Here is a 22,435-nt window from a genome sequence, read left to right as displayed (position 1 = left end):
TGCAACAATTTACGGAAGGGCTGAACCGAAAGGAGAGAGGAAAGCGATGCGTTCGCATGAAGAGCAACGACAGCAGAATATCTCGCAAGGGAGCTTGCGGCAAAGAGAAGCGGTGAAGCCGTCAGGGTATGCCGGAGCGCCGAGTTCTTCGTCGGCACAAGTCGTCCCTTCCTCTCGCGAAGACCAGAACAACTTGCTGGAGCAAATGCTCAAAGGAGATAACCTTCGACTCGCTTACAAACGAGTGGTGCAAAATGGAGGAGCGCCCGGTGTGGACGGTGTAACGGTAGCGAATCTACAAGTTTACCTGAATACGCACTGGACATCGGTGAAAACTGAACTTCTGACGGGAACTTACAGACCTGCGCCAGTCAAACGGGTGGAAATCCCCAAACCTGGAGGCGGTGTACGGCAGCTAGGCATCCCGACTGTGATGGACCGTTTCCTCCAGCAAGCACTTTTACAAGTCATGAACCCGATCTTTGACGCACAATTCTCGTGGTACAGCTACGGCTTTCGGCCGGGGAAGAGCGCGCATGACGCCGTTAAACAAGCCCAAAGATATATCCAAGGCGGCCTCAGATGGGTCGTGGATTTGGATCTGGAGAAATTCTTTGACAAGGTAAACCACGACATGCTAATGGCAAGAGTGGCGCGGAAAGTGGAGGACAAAAGAGTGCTGACGCTAATCCGTGCTTACTTAAACGCCGGAGTTATGGTGGATGGAAAATGGGAGCGTAGCCGGGAGGGAACGCCACAAGGCGGTCCGCTTAGTCCGCTTCTAGCAAACATTCTATTGGATGATCTGGACAAGGAACTGACCGGGCGAGGTTTGCGATTCGTACGCTACGCGGACGACTGTAATATCTTTGTGGCGAGTAAACGAGCAGGCGAGCGTGTCATGGAATCGGTAAGTCGGTTTGTAGAAGGAAAGCTAAAACTGAAAGTAAACGGGGAGAAAAGTGCGGTAGCGAGACCTTGGCACCGAAAGTTCTTAGGATTCAGTTTCCTGAGCCAGAAACAGGCAACGATTCGGATTGCTCCGAAGAGTCTCGCAGCTTTTAAAGGGAGAATTCGAGAGCTAACGAAACGTACCTGGTCCATTTCCATGGAAGAAAGGATTTACCGACTGAACCGCTATCTGATGGGTTGGCTCGGTTATTTCCGTCTAGCCTCGGCGAAGACACACTTCCAAACACTGGACCAGTGGATTCGGAGGAGACTTCGAATGTGTCTGTGGAAACAGTGGAAACGAGTACGTACACGAATCCGCGAGCTTCGAGCACTCGGGGTTCCAAAGTGGGCTTGTTTTAAGATGGCCAACTCGCGGCGAGGCGCGTGGGAAATGTCCCGGAACACGAATAACGCCCTTTCGACTTCCTATTGGGAAGCAAAAGGGCTGAAGAGTTTACTTTCACGCTATCTGGAACTTTGTTAACCTTTTGGAACCGCCGTATGCGGACCCGCATGTACGGTGGTGTGAGAGGACGGGGGCTTGCCGCCCCCTCCTACTCGATTTGTTTATATCACCAAAATATTAAATTCCCGAATACTTTATTCCAAAATGAACAAAACCCATTGACTTCGGCACTGAAACAGATATACTATACCATATAGAATTAGTCGGGATTAATCTCTCAGAGGATTCGATCTTGGCTATATCCGGATGGAGGAAGATTAAATGAATCTGCTTGAGAAAGAGGATTTAATCAAAGTTAAAGCTGAAGAATTGGAGAATGCCACTCCCGAAGAGATTATCCGCTGGGCGGTAGAGACTTTTCCTAATATAACCTTTGCCTGCAGCTTTGGTGCCGAGGATGTAGTACTGGTGGATATGATCCAGAAGGTCAGCCCGTCGACAGATGTGTTCTATCTCGATACCGATTATCATTTCAAGGAAACCTATGAGACAAGAGATATTATGGCTGACAAGTACGGAATGGAGTTCGTCCGTGTATCGCCGCAGATTACAGTGGAAGAGCAGGCGCTGCAGTATGGTGAGGCGCTTTGGAACACTGACCCGAATCAATGCTGCGCCATCCGTAAGGTTGAGCCGCTCACGCGTATTCTTTCGCAATACGACGCTTGGATTACCGGAATTCGCCGTGACCAGGCGCCAACCCGCGCCAACTCCAAAAAGGTGGAGTATGATAACAAATTTGGCCTTGTAAAGTTTAATCCGATTGCAAGCTGGACCACAGAGGATGTATGGAATTATATCCGCGAGAATGATGTAGTCTATAACCCGCTTCATGACCGTAACTTCCCTAGTATCGGCTGTGAGCAATGCACCCGGGCTGTTATGCCTGGTGAAGATCCGCGTGCCGGAAGATGGTCCGGATCAGACAAAACAGAATGTGGATTGCATAAATAACACACTAGCATTGCACACAGGAGGAGAGAACAAGGATGACTTCAATACTTCCTCATGGAGGAGCGCTGGTTCAGCGTATAGCAGAGGGTGTGGAGAGAGAACAACTCTTGCAGCAAGCCTCAGCCAATAAATCAATTGCTCTCAATACATGGACTTTATCTGATTTGGATTTGATTGGTGTAGGTGCATTTTCGCCGCTTACTGGTTTCTTGAATGAAGCGGACTACCATTCTGTGGTCACTAGCATGCGTCTGGCAGATGGAACTGTATGGAGCATTCCTATCACACTCGCTGTTGATGACAAGCAGGCGGCATCCCTTGCAGTGGGTGAAAGAGTGTCGCTGATTGGTGAAGAAGACGGTGTAATCTACGGACTGCTTGATATTGAGAGTATTTACGAAGTGGATCAGCAGCTTGAAGCGCAGAATGTTTTCAAGACAACCGATCCAGAGCATCCTGGCGTAAGCAAACTGCTCGCCCGTCCGGCAACTTATGTAGGTGGTCCTATAACTGTACTGAACCGGCCGCAGCCTGAGAAATTCGGTGAGTTCTATTTCGACCCTGCCGAGACCCGTCAGATCTTCGCGGATAAAGGCTGGAGAACCGTTGTGGGCTTCCAGACACGCAATCCGGTGCACCGCGCTCATGAGTACATCCAGAAGTGCGCTATGGAGGTTGTAGACGCCCTGTTCCTGAATCCGCTTGTAGGTGAAACCAAGTCTGACGATGTGCCGGCCAACGTGCGGATGAAGAGTTATCTTGCGCTGCTGGAGAATTATTATCCGGAGAACCGCACATTCCTCGGTGTATTCCCGGCGGCAATGCGTTATGCCGGACCGCGTGAAGCGATATTCCATGCGATGGTGCGCAAGAATTACGGCTGCACACATTTTATTGTCGGTCGTGATCATGCCGGTGTGGGTGACTACTATGGCACTTACGAAGCCCAGGAGATCTTTGCGAACTTTACCGCCGAGGAACTTGGCATTACGCCATTATTCTTCGAACATAGCTTCTTCTGTGTGAAATGCGGCAACATGGCCTCCAGCAAAACCTGCCCGCATCCGGGTGATCAGCATTTGACGCTCTCCGGAACTAAGGTACGGGCACTTCTTCGCGACGGACAATGTCCGCCACCTGAATTCACGCGCCCCGAAGTGGCGCAGATTCTGATTGAAGGCATGTCTCCGGAAGTTTCGGTCCAAGCTTAAACAGCCAGTACTATTTGGCCCTCTTGTCCCATATAGATGAGTAGAATCTATCGGGACGAGGGGGTCTTTGTTATGTCTGGAGGGCAGCAGCATAAAGTCTCGGTCTGGATCTCTTGGAGCAGCATCAAAAAAAGCATCCTGGGCACTGCATTACTCGCTGTGATGATCGGTATTATTGCTTATGATATGCCGACTGCCAAGACGATCAATTATTGGAGTCTGCCGCTTTCCGGCAAGGTAATTGCCATTGATGCTGGCCACGGGGGGCCGGATGGCGGTGCAGTGAGCCGTGAGGGGCTGATTGAGAAGGATATCAACCTTTCGGTGTCCCTTTATTTGCGCGACTATCTGCAGCAGGCGGGAGCTATTGTAGTAATGACCCGGGAAGGGGATTATGATCTGGCCCAGGACAGCACCAAAGGGTATGCCAAGCGCAAGACGGAGGATCTGAAGCAGCGGGTCAGAAGCATCGAGGAGAAGGGCGCCGATCTGTTTATCAGCGTACATATGAACAGTATTCCTTCGAACCGCTGGAGCGGAGCACAAACCTTCTATTATCCAAGCAATGAGGGCAACAAGGCGTTGGCCGGATTGGTACAGGATGAGCTGAAGGCTACCCTTGAGAATACAGACCGTGTGCCCAAGACTGCGAACACCATTTATTTGTTAAAAGTATTAAAGATGCCTGCTGTCTTAGTTGAGGTAGGGTTCCTATCCCATCCTGAGGAATCCGTTCTGCTTGGAGACGATGTGTATCAACGGAAGGTGGCAACCAGTATCTACCGGGGGATCCTGCGGTATACCTCTGAGCAGCCATAGGGTGGGACTACTCTTCCGCCGGAGGGTAATGCTATAATAGACGAAAATACCGGAGCTTACCCGTCCGGGAAGGAACAGAGGTGCTTTCCATGCTGACTAGGGAACAAATTCAGGAACTTTTGCAGCCGCTCACAGACCCGGAATCCGGAAAAAGCCTTGTCGAATTACAGCTGATCCGCGATATCATGATTAAAGAAGACCGGATCTCGCTATCTGTCGTGTGTCTTGACTCCGAGGAGAAGCAGCGTATGGAGCTGGAGCAGCAGGTTCGCGATCTGCTTACTGAAGGCGGAGCGGATAATATTCATATCCGTCTGCGTGATGCCACCGATTATGAACGCGCTATACTCCGTGGAGAGAGTGCAGAGGACGAGCGGGAATCAGAACAAAGCGAGAAGCTGAAAGGCCATGCAGCGGGCCTTGAGGGGCATGAGCTGATCAATGAGAATTCGGGCGTGAACTTCATCGCGATCGCCAGCGGCAAGGGCGGAGTGGGAAAGTCTACGGTGACGGTGAACCTTGCCGTAGCACTAGCCAGAAAAGGTAAAAAGGTCGGTCTGATCGACGCCGACATTTATGGCTTCAGTATCCCGGATATGATGGGCATTGAAGAGGGACCAGTCGTGGAAGAAGGTACCATTATTCCGGTGGAACGATTTGGAGTGAAGGTCATGTCGATGGGCTTCTTCATCCGTGAGAATAGTCCTGTTATCTGGAGAGGGCCGATGCTTGGCAAAATGCTGCGCCAGTTCTTCAGCGATGTAGGCTGGGGCGAGCTGGATTACCTGCTGCTGGATCTGCCTCCGGGAACGGGCGATGTGGCGCTTGACGTGCACCAGATGCTGCCGCACAGCAAGGAGATCATTGTAACCACCCCTCATGCTACGGCGGCCTTTGTGGCTGCCAGAGCAGGCTCTATGGCTCTGCAGACGGATCATGAGATTCTTGGGGTCATCGAGAATATGGCGTATTATGAATGTTCCTCCTGCGGCAAGAAAGATTATATCTTCGGACGCGGCGGAGGTGCACGTCTGGCCGAAACGCTGCATACAGAGCTGCTGGCCCAGGTGCCGCTCGGTGCACCGGACAACCATATCTCTGAGCCTGATTTCTCACCGTCAGTGTATAAGGCGGATACGCCAACCGGAGGGTTATTTGCAGAAATTGCAGACAAGCTGATCGCTAAGTACGAGGAGTAAGCGCTGAGTAATTTGTTTGCAACACAAAAAAGGCCTGTCCCATATGGGGCAAGGCCTTTTTTGAATAGAATGTATGTTATTTTAGGAGCCGGAATCATCTCCGCCTTCCTGCTTCTGACTGTCGCCCCCGCTTTCCTGTTCCTCTCCGCCGCCCCCGCCGCCTTTTTCGGCATCCTTTTTCTGTACCTTAGGCTGCAGCTCTTCCTGTACTACAGTTTTGAGCAGATCAAGCACTTCCATACGGAAGAGCGGGTTCTGCATGGCCTCCTGCATAATGGTCATGGATTGCTTGCGGTAATCGGAAGTCTTAGTAAGGTCGAGGAACATCTTCATCATTTCAGGCGATTTCATAATTTCTTCGACAGACTTTTGATAAGTGGGGTCCTTGATTAATTGAAGATGCAATTCCTTGCTCTGCGTATTAATCGCTTTGGCGAACTCCCCGGCAAACTGCGGGTCCGTCATGATCTTTTCGATTTCCTTCTGGTACTCAGGAGCTGTGATGGTGTCTTTAACCGCGATCCGGATCTGCTCGGTTGTTTGCATCGGCATCATTTTCATGCTCAGCCCGCTTGTGCTGCTTTCACCCGAGCTGGGGGTGGAGAGGGCCTCCTCAACCGCTTTTTTCCCCTCATCACTTTTCAATATATCTACAACCATCGTCTTCATTTCCTTATATCCGCCCTGTCCGGAAGAAGAACTGCTGCTCTGTTCGCCTCCGCAGGCCGTTAAGGCCATAACCAAGCCGAGTGCCAAGCCTCCAGACCACAAAGTCCTCCATTTCATTGGCGCTGCCCTCCTTTATAGAGTTACTGACTGTAGTATGCCGCGGGGGCACACATTTATGTTGGAGTGTAATGGTTTTTTGACGGTAACCTTGGTAAAATAAATCTGACACGGGGAGGTGAAAGCGCTGAACTTAAGAAAATGGTTTTATTTATTCTGGACCACGCTTTTGATCGGAGCAGGAGGGGCCGTGATTGCCGGTCTTGCCCTGCAGATAGTCAATGGCGGAATCGATTTCAAGAGCACCGCCGACCTTTTACTTTACTCCCTGATCCTTTTTGGCTACGGAGTGCTCGTCAGTGTATATGCACAGCTGGGGTTCTTCGCTTATCTGATTCTTAATTACATGGGCACCGGCGTGTTCCCGCGCAAGGCATGGCGGTACATACAACTGGTGCTGGCAGTGCTCGCGCTGCTTGAACTGGTTTTCCTGCGTACATTTGTGAGCGGGGACCGGAGTGTTGCATCCGACCTGATTTTGGGTCTGGGGATTCTGCTTACCGCAATTATTGTTTCCTGGTTCAAAATGCGGGGTACCAATGCTTCAGCCTGGATTCCAACCTTTTTCTTTATGACCGCCATCACCATTGTTGAGATTATCGGTGTACTCCGGATCGGCGTAGATAGCGCCACCATTTTTATTCTGGTTCCGCTGGTCGCTTGCAATGCGTTCCAGATTTTGATGCTGCACCGGATTTTGAAACCGGCCTCAATTTAAAAGTCCATAAACCAAAACCCCGCTCACCTGAATACACTCAGGGTGGCGGGGTTTTGGCATTGCTTGTGCGGAACGGTTAAAATCAACTTTAAGAGGTTAATCTTAAAGAACAGAGTGGAGGAGGGAATATATGAACATCAAGCGTTATATGATAAAAGACACAAGTGAAACACGCCTGAAGGGCCTCGATCCCAACGAACGCGGTGAATTCAAATCCAAAGAAGAAGCGGAAGCCAAAATGGAGAAGCTGAAGAAACGGCTGGCTGAGCTTCAGGATATCCTTTTTGCACAAAAGAAGCATTCCCTGCTCGTTATACTTCAAGGAATGGATTCCAGCGGGAAGGACGGGACCGTTAAGCATATTTTCTCCGGCATCAACCCGCAAGGGTTCATCGTTACCAGCTTCAAGAAGCCCTCTCTTGAGGAGGAAGCTCACGATTTCCTGTGGAGAGTCCATATGAAGACACCACCCAAAGGCTATATCGCTGCGTTCAACCGTTCACATTATGAAGATGTACTGGTACCGCGTGTGCACGGCAGCCTGAAGAAAGAGGATGCCAAGCGGCGTTTCCGCTACATCCGCCAGTTTGAGGAAATGCTGGCGGAAGAGGGGACAACGGTAATCAAGCTCTTTCTGCATATCTCCAAGGAGAAGCAGCTGGAGAAGATCCAGGAGCGGCTTCATGATCCGGCGAAACATTGGAAGTTCGACGCCAGTGATCTGCAGGAGCGTGAATACTGGGACGATTATCAAAAGGCCTATGAAGATGTTTTTGAGCAAAGCAGCATAGAGAAAGCACCGTGGTACTGGATTCCGGCGAATCACCGATGGTACCGCAATTACCTGGCGCTGGCCATTGTGGTGAAAACGCTGGAGGGGCTTGACCTGAGTTATCCGAAACTAAATACCCCCACTCCTGATATTTCCGAGCTTATTTCTCCGCGCCACTAACAGATAACTATCCCCTGCAGCGGCTGCGTTGGGAATAGGCTGGACTACATCCCGGCAGCGTCTTCCAAGCCATTATCCAGCCAAGCAGAGTCGCGGACTTCTTTGCCGTCTGCACTGCTTTGGCTGATTAATTCAGAGACAGTAACGAACTCATATCCCTGGCTGCGCAGCTTATCAATGATTTGCGGCAATGCCTCATGAGTCTGCTTACAGGAGTCACTGGCATGCAGCAGTACGATATCTCCGGGATGGGCCTTGCTCGTCACACGGTTCACGATATTATCCACACCGATATTCTTCCAGTCCAGCGAATCCGTATCCCATTGAATGACCTTATAACCAAGGTCGGAGGCAACCTGCAGCACTCTTTTGTCAAAATCGCCGTTAGGCATTCTGATCAGATTAGGCTGTGTTCCCGTCAGTTCGGTTAATACCGTATGGGCAGTAGTAATTTGCGTACGGATTTCTTCATTGCTCAGCGTACTGTAGTTCACATGCTTGTGGCCGTGGCTGCCAATCTCATATCCGGCGTCTTTGATGCTGGTGACAATCTCTGGATGGGTCTTACTCCAAGGGGAGGATAGAAAGAAGGTAGCCTTATCCACCTTTTTGTCTTCCAGCACCTTCAGGATCGGTTCCGGTCTCTTCTCCCCCCAGCTAATATCAAAGGTTAAGGCGATGAGCTTCTTTTCCGTCGGCACGCTGTAAATGGCGGAAGGGGCCGCTTCAGAGAAAACAGTAATATTACCCCTCTCGACATAGACGACGCCGGCGGTAAGAAGCGCAGCAGCAAAGATGTAAATGAACCGTTTTATCTTTTTGCCGCTGAATACATAAAAAGAATTCATAATGTCAGCGCTCCTCTCCCATGCGAAATGCTTGTTTGTTCTAAATGTATGCTCGTACAGGGCGCTTATGACCGCAGATATAAAACCGCAGCAAATGCTTTTAAAGAGCGATATCATTTCAGGAGGTACACATGTTATCTTTTAATACGTTTATCAAAGATCTGGGAACGATCCGCAAAGCGCTGCTGACAGCAGCCTTGTTATTCATAGCCGGCGGAGTAATTGGCTGGATCGGTACGGGAAGTCTGCAGCAGCTGCTGAATGAGCAATTGAAAGGAATCAGCGAAATCAGCGGGAGCCTTAGAGAATCCTCTAATCCGCAATGGAGCTTTTTTGTATTTATCTTTCTGAACAACAGCATCAAAAGCGTGGTTATTATATTTCTAGGGGCACTGTTTGGAATATTGCCGGTGTTCTTCCTGCTGATTAACGGTGCAGTCATTGGTTATCTGATTCATCTGTCCGCAATACAGGGACAGGACCTGTTCACCCTGATTGTAAAAGGATTGCTGCCGCACGGGATTATCGAGATTCCGGCAATCATTATTGCCTGTGCCTTTGGTCTGAGATTCGGAGGCAAAGCGTTATCTGCCCTGTTTCGGGCGGGAAAGAGGAATGAGAGGGAAGCAGACCATTGGCAGGCGTTCATGCGGCAGACTTTTACCGCTTCGGTATGGATAGTTATTCTGCTGTTCATCGCGGCAATTATTGAGAGTACAATTACATTTTCACTTTTATCATAAAATTTATGGGAATTGAGCATAACATTAAAAGCCAAATAAATTGGTCCCATAGTCGGAATTTGGATATAAAGAGACCATAATGGAATTTTTTATAATTATGGTTATAGATCCTATGCTCCGGTTAATCTAGTGTAAGCAGTACAATTGGAGCTTCCCACATCGAATGGTCTATTTTCTACAGTAGAAGACACGGCATTTGATGGTTGTTGATAGCTATGAATTTCATGAAGGAGGCCAAGCATATGCTCGGGATGTTGTTCAATGAGAAGGAATGCAAGGAGCTGGACTATGTTTTGCGCAAAGAGCTGGATGAAATGCTTCTGGATTTGAGCGATCAGCGTTTAGATCAGAATATCAGACACGCTATTGCCAATCGATATAAAACCGTATTCCGTATGTATGCACGTTTTGCCCCACAGAAGGAGTTGTCCAAGTACGCGTGGGGAGGACGTTCCTCACAGTTCAAACATTGAATTCTAAAGGCTATAAGACCAGAACAAATAAAATTAACCTAATAGCTTGACTAAAAGGGAGCCGGCATGATACATTATATCTCGCGCTCCTTTTGAATGTTTAAAAGGGTGCTGCAGGCAGGAAATAATGAAAAATAACTTTTTCAAAAAAAAGCTTGCCAAACAACGAAACACTATGATATATTATAAAGGTCGCCGCTGAGATGCGGTGAAGAGCTAAAATGAGACATTGATCTTTGAAAACTGAACAACGAGTGAGTGGGAAATCACGAAAGTGACTTCCGAAAAAAGAGAATGAAAATTCTCGTCAGATGTTTCAAAATGAGCAATCGCTCTTTCTAAATACAATTTGGAGAGTTTGATCCTGGCTCAGGACGAACGCTGGCGGCATGCCTAATACATGCAAGTCGAGCGGAGTTATGAAGGAGCTTGCTCTGGATTAACTTAGCGGCGGACGGGTGAGTAACACGTAGGCAACCTGCCCTCAAGACTGGGATAACTACCGGAAACGGTAGCTAATACCGGATAATTTCTTTCCTCTCCTGAAGAGAGAATGAAAGGCGGAGCAATCTGCCACTTGGGGATGGGCCTGCGGCGCATTAGCTAGTTGGTGGGGTAACGGCCCACCAAGGCGACGATGCGTAGCCGACCTGAGAGGGTGAACGGCCACACTGGGACTGAGACACGGCCCAGACTCCTACGGGAGGCAGCAGTAGGGAATCTTCCGCAATGGGCGAAAGCCTGACGGAGCAATGCCGCGTGAGTGATGAAGGTTTTCGGATCGTAAAGCTCTGTTGCCAGGGAAGAACGTCCGGTAGAGTAACTGCTACCGGAGTGACGGTACCTGAGAAGAAAGCCCCGGCTAACTACGTGCCAGCAGCCGCGGTAATACGTAGGGGGCAAGCGTTGTCCGGAATTATTGGGCGTAAAGCGCGCGCAGGCGGTCATTTAAGTCTGGTGTTTAAACCTTGGGCTCAACCTGGGGTCGCACTGGAAACTGGGTGACTTGAGTACAGAAGAGGAAAGTGGAATTCCACGTGTAGCGGTGAAATGCGTAGATATGTGGAGGAACACCAGTGGCGAAGGCGACTTTCTGGGCTGTAACTGACGCTGAGGCGCGAAAGCGTGGGGAGCAAACAGGATTAGATACCCTGGTAGTCCACGCCGTAAACGATGAGTGCTAGGTGTTAGGGGTTTCGATACCCTTGGTGCCGAAGTTAACACAGTAAGCACTCCGCCTGGGGAGTACGGTCGCAAGACTGAAACTCAAAGGAATTGACGGGGACCCGCACAAGCAGTGGAGTATGTGGTTTAATTCGAAGCAACGCGAAGAACCTTACCAGGTCTTGACATCCCGATGAAAGCATTAGAGATAGTGCCCCTCTTCGGAGCATCGGAGACAGGTGGTGCATGGTTGTCGTCAGCTCGTGTCGTGAGATGTTGGGTTAAGTCCCGCAACGAGCGCAACCCTTGACTTTAGTTGCCAGCAGGTAAGGCTGGGCACTCTAGAGTGACTGCCGGTGACAAACCGGAGGAAGGTGGGGATGACGTCAAATCATCATGCCCCTTATGACCTGGGCTACACACGTACTACAATGGCCGGTACAACGGGAAGCGAAGCCGCGAGGCGGAGCCAATCCCAGCAAAGCCGGTCTCAGTTCGGATTGCAGGCTGCAACTCGCCTGCATGAAGTCGGAATTGCTAGTAATCGCGGATCAGCATGCCGCGGTGAATACGTTCCCGGGTCTTGTACACACCGCCCGTCACACCACGAGAGTTTACAACACCCGAAGTCGGTGGGGTAACCCGCAAGGGAGCCAGCCGCCGAAGGTGGGGTAGATGATTGGGGTGAAGTCGTAACAAGGTAGCCGTATCGGAAGGTGCGGCTGGATCACCTCCTTTCTATGGAGAATCGTCACCTGCAACGGTGACATTCAAATCGGAAGCTAAGCTTCCACAATAGAACCTCCGGGTTCGGACACTCACTCGTGTTCAGTTTTGAAAGAGCAAGTCTCTTTCGTATGCGTTTGGTGGCGATAGCGGAGGGGTTCCACACGTACCCATCCCGAACACGACCGTTAAGCCCTCCAGCGCCGATGGTACTTGGACCGAAGGGTCCTGGGAGAGTAGGACGCCGCCAAGCGAACAATCAATTTATTGGTTGATTCACAATGTTATCTGTTATATGGGCTTTTAGCTCAGTTGGTTAGAGCGCACCTCTGATAAGGGTGAGGTCGGTGGTTCGAGTCCACCAAGGCCCACCATATAACAATTTTAGAATTGAATACCTCTATGGGGCCATAGCTCAGCTGGGAGAGCGCCTGCCTTGCAAGCAGGAGGTCAGCGGTTCGATCCCGCTTGGCTCCACCAATACTTCTTTACAAGATTATATGCAAGAACTTGATCCTTGAAAACTGGATACCGAAACGAATTTGCGTTTTAGAACATCTTTTAGCTGAAACTTGTGTAAGCAAGTTGAAATAGTTATTAGTACAGAACGAAGGTTTTCGATTGTGCAGCGACCTTTGGCTTTGAATGTGTTAGTGAATGGAGCAATCCATGAGCGGCATTCAAAACAAGATGAGCAAGCAAGCGAAACACCGGAGTGACGGTTAAGCTAATAAGAGCACACGGAGGATGCCTAGGCGCCAGGAGCCGACGAAGGACGTGGCGAACAACGAAACTGCCTCGGGGAGCTGTAAGCAAGCTTTGATCCGGGGGTGTCCGAATGGGGAAACCCAGCTGTGGTAATTCGCAGTTACTCGTATCTGAATACATAGGATACGCAGAGGCAGACCAGGGGAACTGAAACATCTAAGTACCCTGAGGAAGAGAAAACAATAGTGATTCCGTCAGTAGCGGCGAGCGAACGCGGAACAGCCTAAACCAAGGGGCTTGCCTCTTGGGGTTGTGGGACGTCTCACATGGAGTTACAAAGGAATATGGTAGGCGAAGAGGTCTGGAAAGGCCCGCGATAGAGGTAAAAGCCCTGTAGCCTAAACTGTGTTCTCTCCGAGACGGATCCCGAGTAGTGCGGGGCACGTGAAACCCCGTATGAATCCAGCAGGACCATCTGCTAAGGCTAAATACTACCTGGCGACCGATAGTGAAACAGTACCGTGAGGGAAAGGTGAAAAGCACCCCGGAAGGGGAGTGAAATAGAACCTGAAACCGTGTGCTTACAAAAAGTCAGAGCCCGATCTATGGGTGATGGCGTGCCTTTTGTAGAATGAACCGGCGAGTTACGTTTAACATGCAAGGTTAAGGTGAGAAGCCGGAGCCGCAGCGAAAGCGAGTCTGAATAGGGCGATTGAGTATGTGGACGTAGACCCGAAACCGTGTGATCTACCCCTGTCCAGGGTGAAGGTGCGGTAACACGCACTGGAGGCCCGAACCCACGCATGTTGAAAAATGCGGGGATGAGGTGGGGGTAGCGGAGAAATTCCAATCGAACTCGGAGATAGCTGGTTCTCCCCGAAATAGCTTTAGGGCTAGCCTCGGTGAATGGAGTGGTGGAGGTAGAGCACTGATTGGGTGCGGGGCCCGCAAGGGTTACCAAGCTCAGTCAAACTCCGAATGCCATTAACTTCTTGCCGGGAGTCAGACAGTGAGTGCTAAGATCCATTGTCAAAAGGGAAACAGCCCAGACCATCAGCTAAGGTCCCCAAGTGTGTGTTAAGTGGGAAAGGATGTGGAGTTGCACAGACAACCAGGATGTTGGCTTAGAAGCAGCCACCATTGAAAGAGTGCGTAATAGCTCACTGGTCGAGTGACTCTGCGCCGAAAATGTAACGGGGCTAAACACACCACCGAAGCTATGGCTAGATGCTCTGCATCTGGGGTAGGGGAGCGTTGTATGTAGGTTGAAGGTGTACCGTAAGGAGCGCTGGACAGCATACAAGTGAGAATGCCGGTATGAGTAACGAAAAGATCAGTGAGAATCTGATCCGCCGAAAGCCCAAGGTTTCCTGAGGAAGGCTCGTCCGCTCAGGGTAAGTCGGGACCTAAGGCGAGGCCGAAAGGCGTAGTCGAAGGACAACAGTTTGAAATTACTGTACCACCGTAATCCGCTATGAGCGATGGGGTGACGCAGGAGGGTAGTGACGCGGACTGATGGATATGTCCGTCTAAGCAGTGAGGCTGATGTGTAGGCAAATCCGCACATCACTAAGGCTGGGCTGTGATGGGGAGCGAAAATTGTAGTAGCGAAGGTCATGATCTCACACTGCCAAGAAAAGCCTCTAGCCAGGAGAAGGTGCCCGTACCGCAAACCGACACAGGTAGGCGAGAAGAGAATTCTAAGGCGCGCGGAAGAACTCTCGTTAAGGAACTCGGCAAAATGACCTCGTAACTTCGGGAGAAGAGGTGCCTCGGTAGGGTGAATAGCCCGAGGGGGCCGCAGTGAAAAGGCCCAAGCGACTGTTTAGCAAAAACACAGGTCTGTGCGAAGCCGCAAGGCGAAGTATACGGGCTGACGCCTGCCCGGTGCTGGAAGGTTAAGGGGAGTGGTTAGGGGTTAAACCCGAAGCTGTGAACCGAAGCCCCAGTAAACGGCGGCCGTAACTATAACGGTCCTAAGGTAGCGAAATTCCTTGTCAGGTAAATTCTGACCCGCACGAATGGCGTAACGACTTGGGCGCTGTCTCAACGAGAGATCCGGTGAAATTTTAATACCTGTGAAGATGCAGGTTACCCGCGACAAGACGGAAAGACCCCATGGAGCTTTACTGCAGCTTGATATTGAATTTGGGTACGATCTGTACAGGATAGGTGGGAGCCGTAGAGGCAGGAGCGCAAGCTTCTGCGGAGGCGCCGTTGGGATACCACCCTGATCGTATCTAGGTTCTAACCTGGTGCCCTAATCGGGTACGGGGACCGTGTCAGGCGGGCAGTTTGACTGGGGCGGTCGCCTCCTAAAGAGTAACGGAGGCGTTCAAAGGTTCCCTCAGAATGGTTGGAAATCATTCGCAGAGTGCAAAGGCATAAGGGAGCTTGACTGCGAGACCTACAAGTCGAGCAGGGACGAAAGTCGGACTTAGTGATCCGGTGGTACCGCATGGAAGGGCCATCGCTCAACGGATAAAAGCTACCCTGGGGATAACAGGCTTATCTCCCCCAAGAGTCCACATCGACGGGGAGGTTTGGCACCTCGATGTCGGCTCATCGCATCCTGGGGCTGAAGTAGGTCCCAAGGGTTGGGCTGTTCGCCCATTAAAGCGGTACGCGAGCTGGGTTCAGAACGTCGTGAGACAGTTCGGTCCCTATCTGTCGTGGGCGCAGGAAATTTGAGAGGAGCTGTCCTTAGTACGAGAGGACCGGGATGGACGTACCGCTGGTGCATCAGTTGTTCCGCCAGGAGCATGGCTGAGTAGCTACGTACGGACGGGATAAGCGCTGAAAGCATCTAAGCGTGAAGCCCCCCTCAAGATGAGATTTCCCAATTAGTAAGACCCCTTGAAGACGACGAGGTAGATAGGTTGGAGGTGGAAGTGCAGCAATGCATGGAGCTGACCAATACTAATCGGTCGAGGGCTTATCCAAATTTCTTAGAACGCAGATTCGTTTCGGATTCAGTTTTCAGGAATCAAATTCCTGAAGCATTTACGCTGTAAATGCCCGTTTGGTGGCGATAGCGGAGGGGTTCCACGCGTACCCATCCCGAACACGACCGTTAAGCCCTCCAGCGCCGATGGTACTTGGACCGAAGGGTCCTGGGAGAGTAGGACGCTGCCAAGCGGACAATATTCCCTGATAGCTCAGTTGGTAGAGCACTCGACTGTTAATCGAGTTGTCACAGGTTCGAGTCCTGTTCGGGGAGCCATGCTCTCATAGCTCAGCAGGTAGAGTGCTTCCATGGTAAGGAAGAGGTCACCGGTTCGAATCCGGTTGAGAGCTCCACAGATTTACTAAGGCCCGTTGGTCAAGGGGTTAAGACACCTCCCTTTCACGGAGGTAACATGGGTTCGAATCCCATACGGGTCACCAATTTTTATGGGATGAGAATTCCCAGGGTTCGTTGAAGCATAGGCTTCGTGAGGAATACTTCGCAATCTCGTAACGGAGTGAAGAGTATCCCATACGGGTCACCAATTTTTATACCCCTTTGGGTCACCATACATATGGAGGCTTAGCTCAGCTGGGAGAGCATCTGCCTTACAAGCAGAGGGTCGGGGGTTCGAACCCCTCAGCCTCCACCATAATTTTCTTGATATTTGTGGGAGATTGTGGGCATTATATAGGTATCTATTGTAGGGGATTCGCCAAGCGGTAAGGCAACGGACTCTGACTCCGTCATCATAGGTTCGAATCCTATATCCCCTGCCAATTGCGAGCCATTAGCTCAGTTGGTAGAGCACCTGACTTTTAATCAGGGTGTCGAAGGTTCGAGTCCTTCATGGCTCACTTTTATTAATTTTATGCGCGTGTGGCGGAATGGCAGACGCACCAGACTTAGGATCTGGCGTCGTAAGACGTGGGGGTTCAAGTCCCTTCACGCGCACCACTTGTTTGCGGACGTGGCTCAGCGGTAGAGCATCGCCTTGCCAAGGCGAGGGTCGCGGGTTCGATTCCCGTCGTCCGCTCCATAATTTTTGCGCCCTTAGCTCAGCTGGATAGAGCGTTTGACTACGAATCAAAAGGTCGGGAGTTCGAATCTCTCAGGGCGCGCCATTTATAACTTCATTGAATCATTAAAGTGTCCTCAAGATTCGAACGAGTTTGTTGGAGCATATGCTTCGATAGAATAACTTCGCAATCGGATGCGTAGCATCCGTATCTCTCAGGGCACGCCATTATTACTTTGCAGTATAGCTTTTATATCATCGGGATGTAGCTCAGCTTGGTAGAGCACCTGGTTTGGGACCAGGGGGTCGCATGTTCAAATCGTGTCATCCCGATATTTCACCTTTGCGGGTGTAGTTCAATGGTAGAACTTCAGCCTTCCAAGCTGATAGCGTGGGTTCGATTCCCATCACCCGCTCCATATTAAATTTCATAGTTTCGGGATGTAGCTCAGCTTGGTAGAGCACCTGGTTTGGGACCAGGGGGTCGCATGTTCAAATCGTGTCATCCCGATAACACAGCTAATAGCTGGCAATGAACTCTTACTTCGGTAAGAGTTTTTTGTTGTGTTATTAAAGGAACATATGTTCCTTTAATCGTCTAAAAAAAAGACAACCTCTGCCGGGATGCCGATCCTTGCATAATAGCTCTGTAAAGATTCATCCTGCTCGATAGAAGTTCCAGCGGATAGCAGCTTCACTGCGAATATATTGGCCTGACGCTCCAGCTTCCCCGGTGAGAAAAAAGAGTTTTCCTCCAGAAAAAAACGGTTGACCCCTTTATGCAGACGGTCATGAGCCAATTCATGCGCACATACAAACCGCTGCCACTCCAGAGGCAGCTCATTATGAATGACGATAAACCTTCTTCTTAACTTACGGTAATACAAGCCCTTGGTGCCTTCGCCCAGATTGATGAACCTGATGTGAATGCCGAGGGCCCCAGCCAGCTCGAAGGGGTTGTTGGTTTTATATTTTTTGACCAGACGCTTGATTAGCTCATCCATATTCTTCACCCGCAGCATGTTAATAGAGTTGTATGATTGCCTGGCTATTCCTTCGTACCTGAATCGTGCTTGGGCTTGGTTCTTTTGTTCATCTGCTTGGCCTCCCAGAATAGACCTGTCAACACATCCTTGATCCGCTGCTTATCTTCCTTGTTCAGTGGGATCCCGTCAAACATCAGCTCGCCATCATCCTCAAGCATTTGGCGGAAATCACGCTTATCCTTACTCGTAGCCCATGCAGGCATTGACCCTCCAGTACTGCTCTGTGATTCGGTTAAATGACCGGCATGGCCCATAAGCTCCTCATAAGAGACATCGGTCGCTTCAGCAATCTTACGCAGTGTAGCCGGCTTAGGGACACCCCGTAGTCCATTCTCTATCCGCGAAATTTGTGCTCCGCTAATTCCGGCAAGGGATGCCAACTGATTGATTGTCAGTCCCTTTCCTTCCCGAAGCTGTTTCAGATAGTTCCCGAATTCCTCTGCCATTGTTAACCACTCCTTATCACCTAATAAGCTGTTGCTATTAATATAAGCTATTTATGCCAATAGGTAAACAATAAAGCGGCTATTATTGCCAAAAGGTAAGATAAATAATGAATATAGCTTGTTTATGCTCTAAAACGGGCCTAAATGGGATTTTACGGAATTGGCAGATAAGTGGTATATTATCGAAAAAGGCGAACAATATACGAACAAATAGAATTCTACCACATTTCGCTGGAAAGGTCCGCATTAAAGTTCTCAAATCTGTATGACATCAAAAGGAGTGGTTAACATGATGATTCTAGCTTCGCTGCCCGAGCTTGACCGCCGTCTTACTCAGGTCACTATAGAGAATATGCTGGAGAAATACCGTATTTTTAAGACCGTAACTTTCGAGGCTAAAGAGGCCGGGATTACGTACTCCTATACGGAAAGATTCCATGGCGCGACTAACTCGGTTACGGATCAGACGGCGGCCATAGCAACTCATAACGTGGATGTGCCAGCTGCAAGAAGAGCATACTGTGCAATGATAGATTCCGTAGTAGAGAGACTTACACTTAGAGAACAGCAGCTTGTGCGGGAGCGTTACTTGCGCAGAGAGGAGAGCTACGACTACACGATCTATAATCATGTGTTTGATCCCCCGGTGAGCAAGGACACTTATGTGAAAATAAGGTCGAAGGCGTTCTATAAGATGGCGCTGGCGCTCGCAGATCTGCAGTTGTTGTCATTAGCTTCGCTAGAGAAAACATCAGGGACCCGGAAAGAGAAATAGCAGACTGTCTGCTGAAGCTGAACCTTTTCGCAGAAATAGCCTGGAGATTCGGTTGTTTAGATAATAAGAAGTACACGAAGCCGTGTTGCCCAATGGGTGATGCGGCTTTTTTTGCGGCACCACTGGTACCTCCTTTTTTCATCCCAAGGGTCTCCGGAAGTTAGTCCTTTCTCCTCTATAATAGCGTCTGCGCAAGGATTCAAAGGGTCTATATTTATAACATGGCAAATGAAGCAGAAGGACACCGCAGGAGCATGAATGCTCTACAAGATACAGTCCCTTGGTGGCTGAGGCACAAGTGTGGTGAAAGTTCCTTCAGCAGTTGCCTAATACAAGCGGATATTATTCTTGTCAGGATAGTATCCGTTGTGATTCCAGGAAGGGGGGAGGGATTATCACAACTAATCTTGAGAGGAATGAAATCATGACTGTACAACAATTGCGGGAGAACATCACAGATGCGCTGGCACAGTTTTATCCGGATGTACCTGTCTATGTGGAAGGGGACAAGCCGCAGTCAGCATACTTCAAACCGGAGCTCATCTCAGCAACGTACGACCGGCAGCGGGAAGGCCGATATATGGCGGTGTACCGCTTCGGTATCCGCTACGAGCAGGGAAGTCTGCTGGATGCAGAGAGCATGGCGGACGGCTTATGTGAAGCGCTGGCGGCCAGGGAAAGCGGGAATTCTTCTTTTCGTGTGATTCGCCAGTCATGGGAGGCAGGAGCAGAGGGACATGGGCCGCTGTTCACAGTGGACTATATGCTCTATCTCCAGAAGCAGAAGCAGCCGCAGGGCGAGTCAGAACTGATGGGTCACTTCACAGAAGGAGCACGGCTGAAATGAGTTCAAAGGAAACGAATGCAAGTGAGCTGAAGCGGGGCGGGGAAGAGCAGAATGCTTTTGGCAAGAAGCAGATTATGGGTTCTGTCGTATACACGCCGAAGGAAAAAGATGTACTGGAAGTAGTTCTGCAAGAGAGCGGGAGCTACACCCTGGAAGAGGTTAAGCAATTAATGGAGCTTTATCTAAATAAGGAGGTTATCTAATGGCTGGAGGAACATGGACAACACAAAACAAGGTGCGTCCGGGGGTATATGTAAATGTGGCTTCGAACGGAAGCGTGTCAGGTAAAATGGGGGAACGCGGTACGGCGGCCCTGGCGCTTACGCTGCCTTGGGGACAAGCTGGAGTCATTCTTAAGCTTACTGCCCAGGATGATTTCAAGCAGAAGCTAGGGTTTGATCTGACAGATTCGCAGCTGCTGCCGGTAAGAGAGGTGCTGAAACGGGCAGGTACGCTGCTGCTCTACCGCTTGAATCAGGGAGTTAAGGCTACTGTCACCAATAACGGGGTTCAGGCTACAGCGCTGTATGGCGGGGAACGCGGAAACGCACTCAAGATCGTTATCGAAAAGAATATCGACGACAACGCTCAGTTCGATGTGCGGACTTTGCTTGAGAATACAGAGGTGGACAAGCAGACAGTAGCTGCGGCTGCCGGGCTGACTGCGAACGACTATGTAGAATTTAAGCCGAATGGACCCGGTGCGCTGACATTAACAGCTGGAATGCCGCTTGTAAGCGGTGCGAATGGTACGGTAACGAATGCAGAACATAGCGACTTCCTGGCGGCGCTGGAGGTTCAGGACTTCCAGACTGTGGGGCTGGTATCCGATGATAACACACTCAAGGCGCTATATAGCGCTTATGTGAAGCGTCTGCGTAATACGGAAGGCAAGAAGGTCCAGGCGGTATTGTCCGATTATGCTACGGCTGACCATGAGGGCATTATCAGTGTGGCAAACGGTGTAGTGCTGAGTGATGGAACCGTGGTGGATAAAGCGCATGCCGTGGCTTGGGTAGCCGGTGCTACTGCCGCCGCTGCGGTGAACGAATCCCTGACTTATCAGGCCTATGATGATGCCGTTGACGCGGATGTGCGCTTCAGCCATTCCGAGACCGTAGCCGCGCTTACAGACGGTGAACTGCTCTTTACGTATAATGGCGGCCGGGCTGTGGTCGAGCAGGATATCAACACGTTCACTTCCTTTTCACCAGACAAGGGCAAGGCGTTCTCCAAAAACCGTGTGCTGCGCGTGCTGGATGGAATCGCCGGAGATTTGAAACAGATTTTTGAGAATTACTTCATTGGTAAATTGCCGAATAATGAAGACGGGCGTGCGCTGTTCTGGTCGCAGTGCGTTACCTATATGAATGATCTGCAGAACCTGGGGGCGATTGAGAACTTCAACGCACAGAGCGATATTGTAGTTACCCCGGGAGCGGACAGTGACAGTGTTGTACTGGATGTGGCTGTGAAGCCGGTGGATTCCGTAGAAAAAGTATATATGAAAGTGAAGGTGGTTTAAGATGACATTCTTGAAAGCCAGCGATACGCTATCCGGCCAGGAGGGCCGGGCCTATGCCACAATTAACGGACAGACGGAAGAAATGTTCTATGTAAAAACGCTGGAGGCCACGGTGGAGAAGCAGAAGGCGGAAGTGAAAACGCTTGGCCGCCGCGGGGTGCAGCATAAGGCAACCGGATGGTCGGGCAGCGGTACGATGACGATTTTCTATATGACGAGCCGTTTCCGCCAAATGATGCTGGAATACATGAAGACGGGGATTGACCAATATTTCAGTATTATTGTGACGAATGAAGACCCGTCCTCTACAGTTGGCGCGCAGCGCATCATGCTGAAGGATGTTAATCTGGACAGTGTCATTATGGCCTCGCTGGATACGGAATCGGATGCGCTTGAGGAAGAGGTCAGCTTTACCTTTGAGGATGTGGAATTGGTTCAGCCCTTCAGTGCCCCGGCAAATTCCGGCCAATAAGATTAAGCAGGCATATCCATAGACAACAGCTGGAAAGACCCGGGCGTATTATATGCCGGCGGGTCTCTTCTTTTGTTGATACACAATAAGAATCCGGGAGGAACAACATGAGTGAATTAAGTTTGTTTTTTGCACAAAATGCGGCATGTGATACAACAGAGGAGTTTGTGGTCTCGCAACGTTTCAAGGATAAGGAAGGTAAAGCTGCCGTCTGGAAGCTGCGCAGCATGAATGAAGATGAGAACCAGGAATGCCGCAAAGCTGCAACCCGCAAGGTCAAAGGAAAGAACGGCACCTACACCACGGAGATTGATCCCAATGAGTATATGGCCAAGCTGATGACAGCAAGCGTAGTGCATCCGGATCTGAAGAATACCGAGCTGCAGCGCTCTTATGGGGTGATGGGGGCCGAATCACTGCTGCGCAAAATGCTGCTGCCCGGTGAGTTTGCGGCGCTTGGTGAGCGGGTACAGGCCCTGAACGGCTTCGCTACAGATATGAACGAGCTGGTAGATGACGTAAAAAACTAATCAACGAGGGCGATGGTGAGGCCAATCTGGCCTACTACGCCCTCCACGAGCTGCATATTCTGCCGCATGAGCTGATGAAGCTCTCCGTCCGCGAACGTGCGGCGATCT

At 50.3% G+C, this 22,435-nt stretch carries 19 protein-coding genes, 14 tRNA genes and 4 rRNA genes; 33 read left to right on the top strand and 4 right to left on the bottom strand.

Annotated features, from left to right (window positions below):
• The first annotated feature begins 46 nt into the window (after window positions 1–46).
• The 5 genes from ltrA (at window position 47) to P40081_RS32585 (ending at window position 5,603) form a co-directional block, all read left to right on the top strand.
• Window positions 47–1,438, top strand: a complete 1,392-nt coding sequence (ltrA, locus tag P40081_RS32605) for a group II intron reverse transcriptase/maturase (protein WP_081969805.1) — start codon at window positions 47–49, stop codon at window positions 1,436–1,438.
• A 243-nt stretch (window positions 1,439–1,681) separates the two neighbouring features.
• Window positions 1,682–2,374 carry a phosphoadenylyl-sulfate reductase gene (locus P40081_RS32600; protein ID WP_039310345.1) on the top strand — a complete coding sequence of 231 codons (693 nt, stop codon included), beginning with the start codon at window positions 1,682–1,684 and terminating at the stop codon, window positions 2,372–2,374.
• Between the two features lie 35 nt (window positions 2,375–2,409).
• Window positions 2,410–3,585, top strand: a complete 1,176-nt coding sequence (gene sat / locus P40081_RS32595; RefSeq protein WP_042140126.1) for a sulfate adenylyltransferase — start codon at window positions 2,410–2,412, stop codon at window positions 3,583–3,585.
• 72 nt (window positions 3,586–3,657) lie between these two features.
• On the top strand, window positions 3,658–4,404 hold the full coding sequence (gene cwlD / locus P40081_RS32590; protein WP_042140125.1) for an N-acetylmuramoyl-L-alanine amidase CwlD: 747 nt from the start codon (window positions 3,658–3,660) through the stop codon (window positions 4,402–4,404).
• 89 nt (window positions 4,405–4,493) lie between these two features.
• Window positions 4,494–5,603: an Mrp/NBP35 family ATP-binding protein gene (locus P40081_RS32585; RefSeq protein WP_042140124.1), complete on the top strand. Its 1,110-nt coding sequence runs from the start codon at window positions 4,494–4,496 to the stop codon at window positions 5,601–5,603.
• Window positions 5,604–5,684: 81 nt separating this feature from the next.
• Here the strand turns inward: P40081_RS32585 and gerD are convergent, their stop codons facing one another.
• On the bottom strand, window positions 5,685–6,389 hold the full coding sequence (gene gerD, locus P40081_RS32580; RefSeq protein ID WP_042140123.1) for a spore germination lipoprotein GerD: 705 nt from the start codon (window positions 6,387–6,389) through the stop codon (window positions 5,685–5,687).
• 127 nt (window positions 6,390–6,516) lie between these two features.
• On the opposite strand from gerD, the gene P40081_RS32575 reads away from it, so the two are divergent.
• The gene (locus tag P40081_RS32575) at window positions 6,517–7,107 is read left to right on the top strand and encodes a KinB-signaling pathway activation protein (RefSeq protein WP_042141718.1); all 591 of its coding nucleotides are present in this window, start codon (window positions 6,517–6,519) and stop codon (window positions 7,105–7,107) included.
• A 130-nt stretch (window positions 7,108–7,237) separates the two neighbouring features.
• A complete protein-coding gene (locus P40081_RS32570; RefSeq protein ID WP_042140122.1) occupies window positions 7,238–8,059 on the top strand; it encodes a PPK2 family polyphosphate kinase in 822 nt (273 codons plus the stop codon).
• A 44-nt stretch (window positions 8,060–8,103) separates the two neighbouring features.
• Here the strand turns inward: P40081_RS32570 and pdaB are convergent, their stop codons facing one another.
• Entirely contained in the window at window positions 8,104–8,907 is an 804-nt protein-coding gene (gene pdaB / locus P40081_RS32565; protein ID WP_042140121.1) for a polysaccharide deacetylase family sporulation protein PdaB, read from the bottom strand.
• 131 nt (window positions 8,908–9,038) lie between these two features.
• Between pdaB and P40081_RS32560 the strand changes: the two genes are divergently transcribed.
• The 20 genes from P40081_RS32560 to P40081_RS32465 all read left to right on the top strand — a co-directional run bounded on the left by P40081_RS32560 (window position 9,039) and on the right by P40081_RS32465 (window position 17,197).
• The gene (locus P40081_RS32560; protein ID WP_042140120.1) at window positions 9,039–9,650 is read left to right on the top strand and encodes a stage II sporulation protein M; all 612 of its coding nucleotides are present in this window, start codon (window positions 9,039–9,041) and stop codon (window positions 9,648–9,650) included.
• A 242-nt stretch (window positions 9,651–9,892) separates the two neighbouring features.
• Window positions 9,893–10,123 carry a hypothetical protein gene (locus P40081_RS32555; protein WP_025336637.1) on the top strand — a complete coding sequence of 77 codons (231 nt, stop codon included), beginning with the start codon at window positions 9,893–9,895 and terminating at the stop codon, window positions 10,121–10,123.
• 346 nt (window positions 10,124–10,469) lie between these two features.
• A 16S ribosomal RNA gene (locus P40081_RS32550) occupies window positions 10,470–12,025 on the top strand.
• A gap of 124 nt (window positions 12,026–12,149) precedes the next feature.
• Window positions 12,150–12,266: ribosomal RNA gene (rrf, locus tag P40081_RS32545) — 5S ribosomal RNA — on the top strand.
• Between the two features lie 44 nt (window positions 12,267–12,310).
• Window positions 12,311–12,387 (top strand) — tRNA-Ile (locus tag P40081_RS32540).
• A 30-nt stretch (window positions 12,388–12,417) separates the two neighbouring features.
• Window positions 12,418–12,493 (top strand) — tRNA-Ala (locus P40081_RS32535).
• A gap of 240 nt (window positions 12,494–12,733) precedes the next feature.
• Window positions 12,734–15,664 (top strand): 23S ribosomal RNA (locus P40081_RS32530).
• A gap of 78 nt (window positions 15,665–15,742) precedes the next feature.
• Window positions 15,743–15,859, top strand: a 5S ribosomal RNA gene (gene rrf, locus P40081_RS32525).
• The 16S, 23S and 5S rRNA genes sit together here with 14 tRNA genes alongside, the layout of an rRNA operon.
• 9 nt (window positions 15,860–15,868) lie before the next feature.
• Window positions 15,869–15,944, top strand: a tRNA-Asn gene (locus P40081_RS32520).
• A gap of 1 nt (window position 15,945) precedes the next feature.
• A tRNA-Thr gene (locus P40081_RS32515) sits at window positions 15,946–16,021 on the top strand.
• 12 nt (window positions 16,022–16,033) lie between these two features.
• Window positions 16,034–16,108: transfer RNA gene (locus tag P40081_RS32510), tRNA-Glu, on the top strand.
• Window positions 16,109–16,244: 136 nt separating this feature from the next.
• Window positions 16,245–16,320 (top strand) — tRNA-Val (locus P40081_RS32505).
• Window positions 16,321–16,373: 53 nt separating this feature from the next.
• A tRNA-Gln gene (locus P40081_RS32500) sits at window positions 16,374–16,447 on the top strand.
• A gap of 5 nt (window positions 16,448–16,452) precedes the next feature.
• Window positions 16,453–16,525: transfer RNA gene (locus P40081_RS32495), tRNA-Lys, on the top strand.
• 16 nt (window positions 16,526–16,541) lie between these two features.
• Window positions 16,542–16,625, top strand: a tRNA-Leu gene (locus tag P40081_RS32490).
• Between the two features lie 7 nt (window positions 16,626–16,632).
• A tRNA-Gly gene (locus P40081_RS32485) sits at window positions 16,633–16,707 on the top strand.
• A gap of 8 nt (window positions 16,708–16,715) precedes the next feature.
• Window positions 16,716–16,792: transfer RNA gene (locus tag P40081_RS32480), tRNA-Arg, on the top strand.
• 153 nt (window positions 16,793–16,945) lie between these two features.
• Window positions 16,946–17,019, top strand: a tRNA-Pro gene (locus P40081_RS32475).
• 12 nt (window positions 17,020–17,031) lie between these two features.
• Window positions 17,032–17,105 (top strand) — tRNA-Gly (locus P40081_RS32470).
• A gap of 18 nt (window positions 17,106–17,123) precedes the next feature.
• A tRNA-Pro gene (locus P40081_RS32465) sits at window positions 17,124–17,197 on the top strand.
• Between the two features lie 79 nt (window positions 17,198–17,276).
• Here the strand turns inward: P40081_RS32465 and P40081_RS32460 are convergent.
• Together P40081_RS32460 and P40081_RS32455 are read right to left on the bottom strand one after the other, a co-directional pair.
• Window positions 17,277–17,690 carry an ImmA/IrrE family metallo-endopeptidase gene (locus P40081_RS32460; protein WP_039294354.1) on the bottom strand — a complete coding sequence of 138 codons (414 nt, stop codon included), beginning with the start codon at window positions 17,688–17,690 and terminating at the stop codon, window positions 17,277–17,279.
• A gap of 44 nt (window positions 17,691–17,734) precedes the next feature.
• Window positions 17,735–18,178, bottom strand: a complete 444-nt coding sequence (locus P40081_RS32455) for a helix-turn-helix domain-containing protein (RefSeq protein ID WP_042140119.1) — start codon at window positions 18,176–18,178, stop codon at window positions 17,735–17,737.
• 292 nt (window positions 18,179–18,470) lie between these two features.
• Between P40081_RS32455 and P40081_RS32450 the strand changes: the two genes are divergently transcribed.
• The 6 genes from P40081_RS32450 (at window position 18,471) to P40081_RS32425 (ending at window position 22,327) form a co-directional block, all read left to right on the top strand.
• On the top strand, window positions 18,471–18,953 hold the full coding sequence (locus P40081_RS32450) for an ArpU family phage packaging/lysis transcriptional regulator (protein WP_042141716.1): 483 nt from the start codon (window positions 18,471–18,473) through the stop codon (window positions 18,951–18,953).
• A gap of 424 nt (window positions 18,954–19,377) precedes the next feature.
• Entirely contained in the window at window positions 19,378–19,800 is a 423-nt protein-coding gene (locus tag P40081_RS32445) for a phage tail terminator family protein (RefSeq protein WP_042140118.1), read from the top strand.
• Window positions 19,797–20,003, top strand: a complete 207-nt coding sequence (locus P40081_RS32440) for a hypothetical protein (protein WP_042140117.1) — start codon at window positions 19,797–19,799, stop codon at window positions 20,001–20,003. The genes P40081_RS32445 and P40081_RS32440 overlap by 4 nt, the downstream gene beginning before the upstream one ends.
• Window positions 20,003–21,325, top strand: a complete 1,323-nt coding sequence (locus tag P40081_RS32435) for a phage tail sheath family protein (protein WP_042140116.1) — start codon at window positions 20,003–20,005, stop codon at window positions 21,323–21,325. The genes P40081_RS32440 and P40081_RS32435 overlap by 1 nt, the downstream gene beginning before the upstream one ends.
• A gap of 1 nt (window position 21,326) precedes the next feature.
• Window positions 21,327–21,797, top strand: coding sequence for a phage tail tube protein (locus P40081_RS32430; protein WP_039294168.1), 471 nt, complete (start codon window positions 21,327–21,329; stop codon window positions 21,795–21,797).
• A gap of 107 nt (window positions 21,798–21,904) precedes the next feature.
• Window positions 21,905–22,327 carry a phage tail assembly chaperone gene (locus P40081_RS32425; protein WP_039294170.1) on the top strand — a complete coding sequence of 141 codons (423 nt, stop codon included), beginning with the start codon at window positions 21,905–21,907 and terminating at the stop codon, window positions 22,325–22,327.
• The last annotated feature ends 108 nt before the right edge of the window (window positions 22,328–22,435 follow it).

It is taken from the genome of Paenibacillus sp. FSL P4-0081, from assembly GCF_000758565.1.
Lineage (GTDB): Bacteria > Bacillota > Bacilli > Paenibacillales > Paenibacillaceae > Paenibacillus_AQ > Paenibacillus_AQ phytohabitans.
Note: the sequence above shows the minus strand (reverse complement) of the source record. Positions and strands in the feature narration are given on the sequence as shown.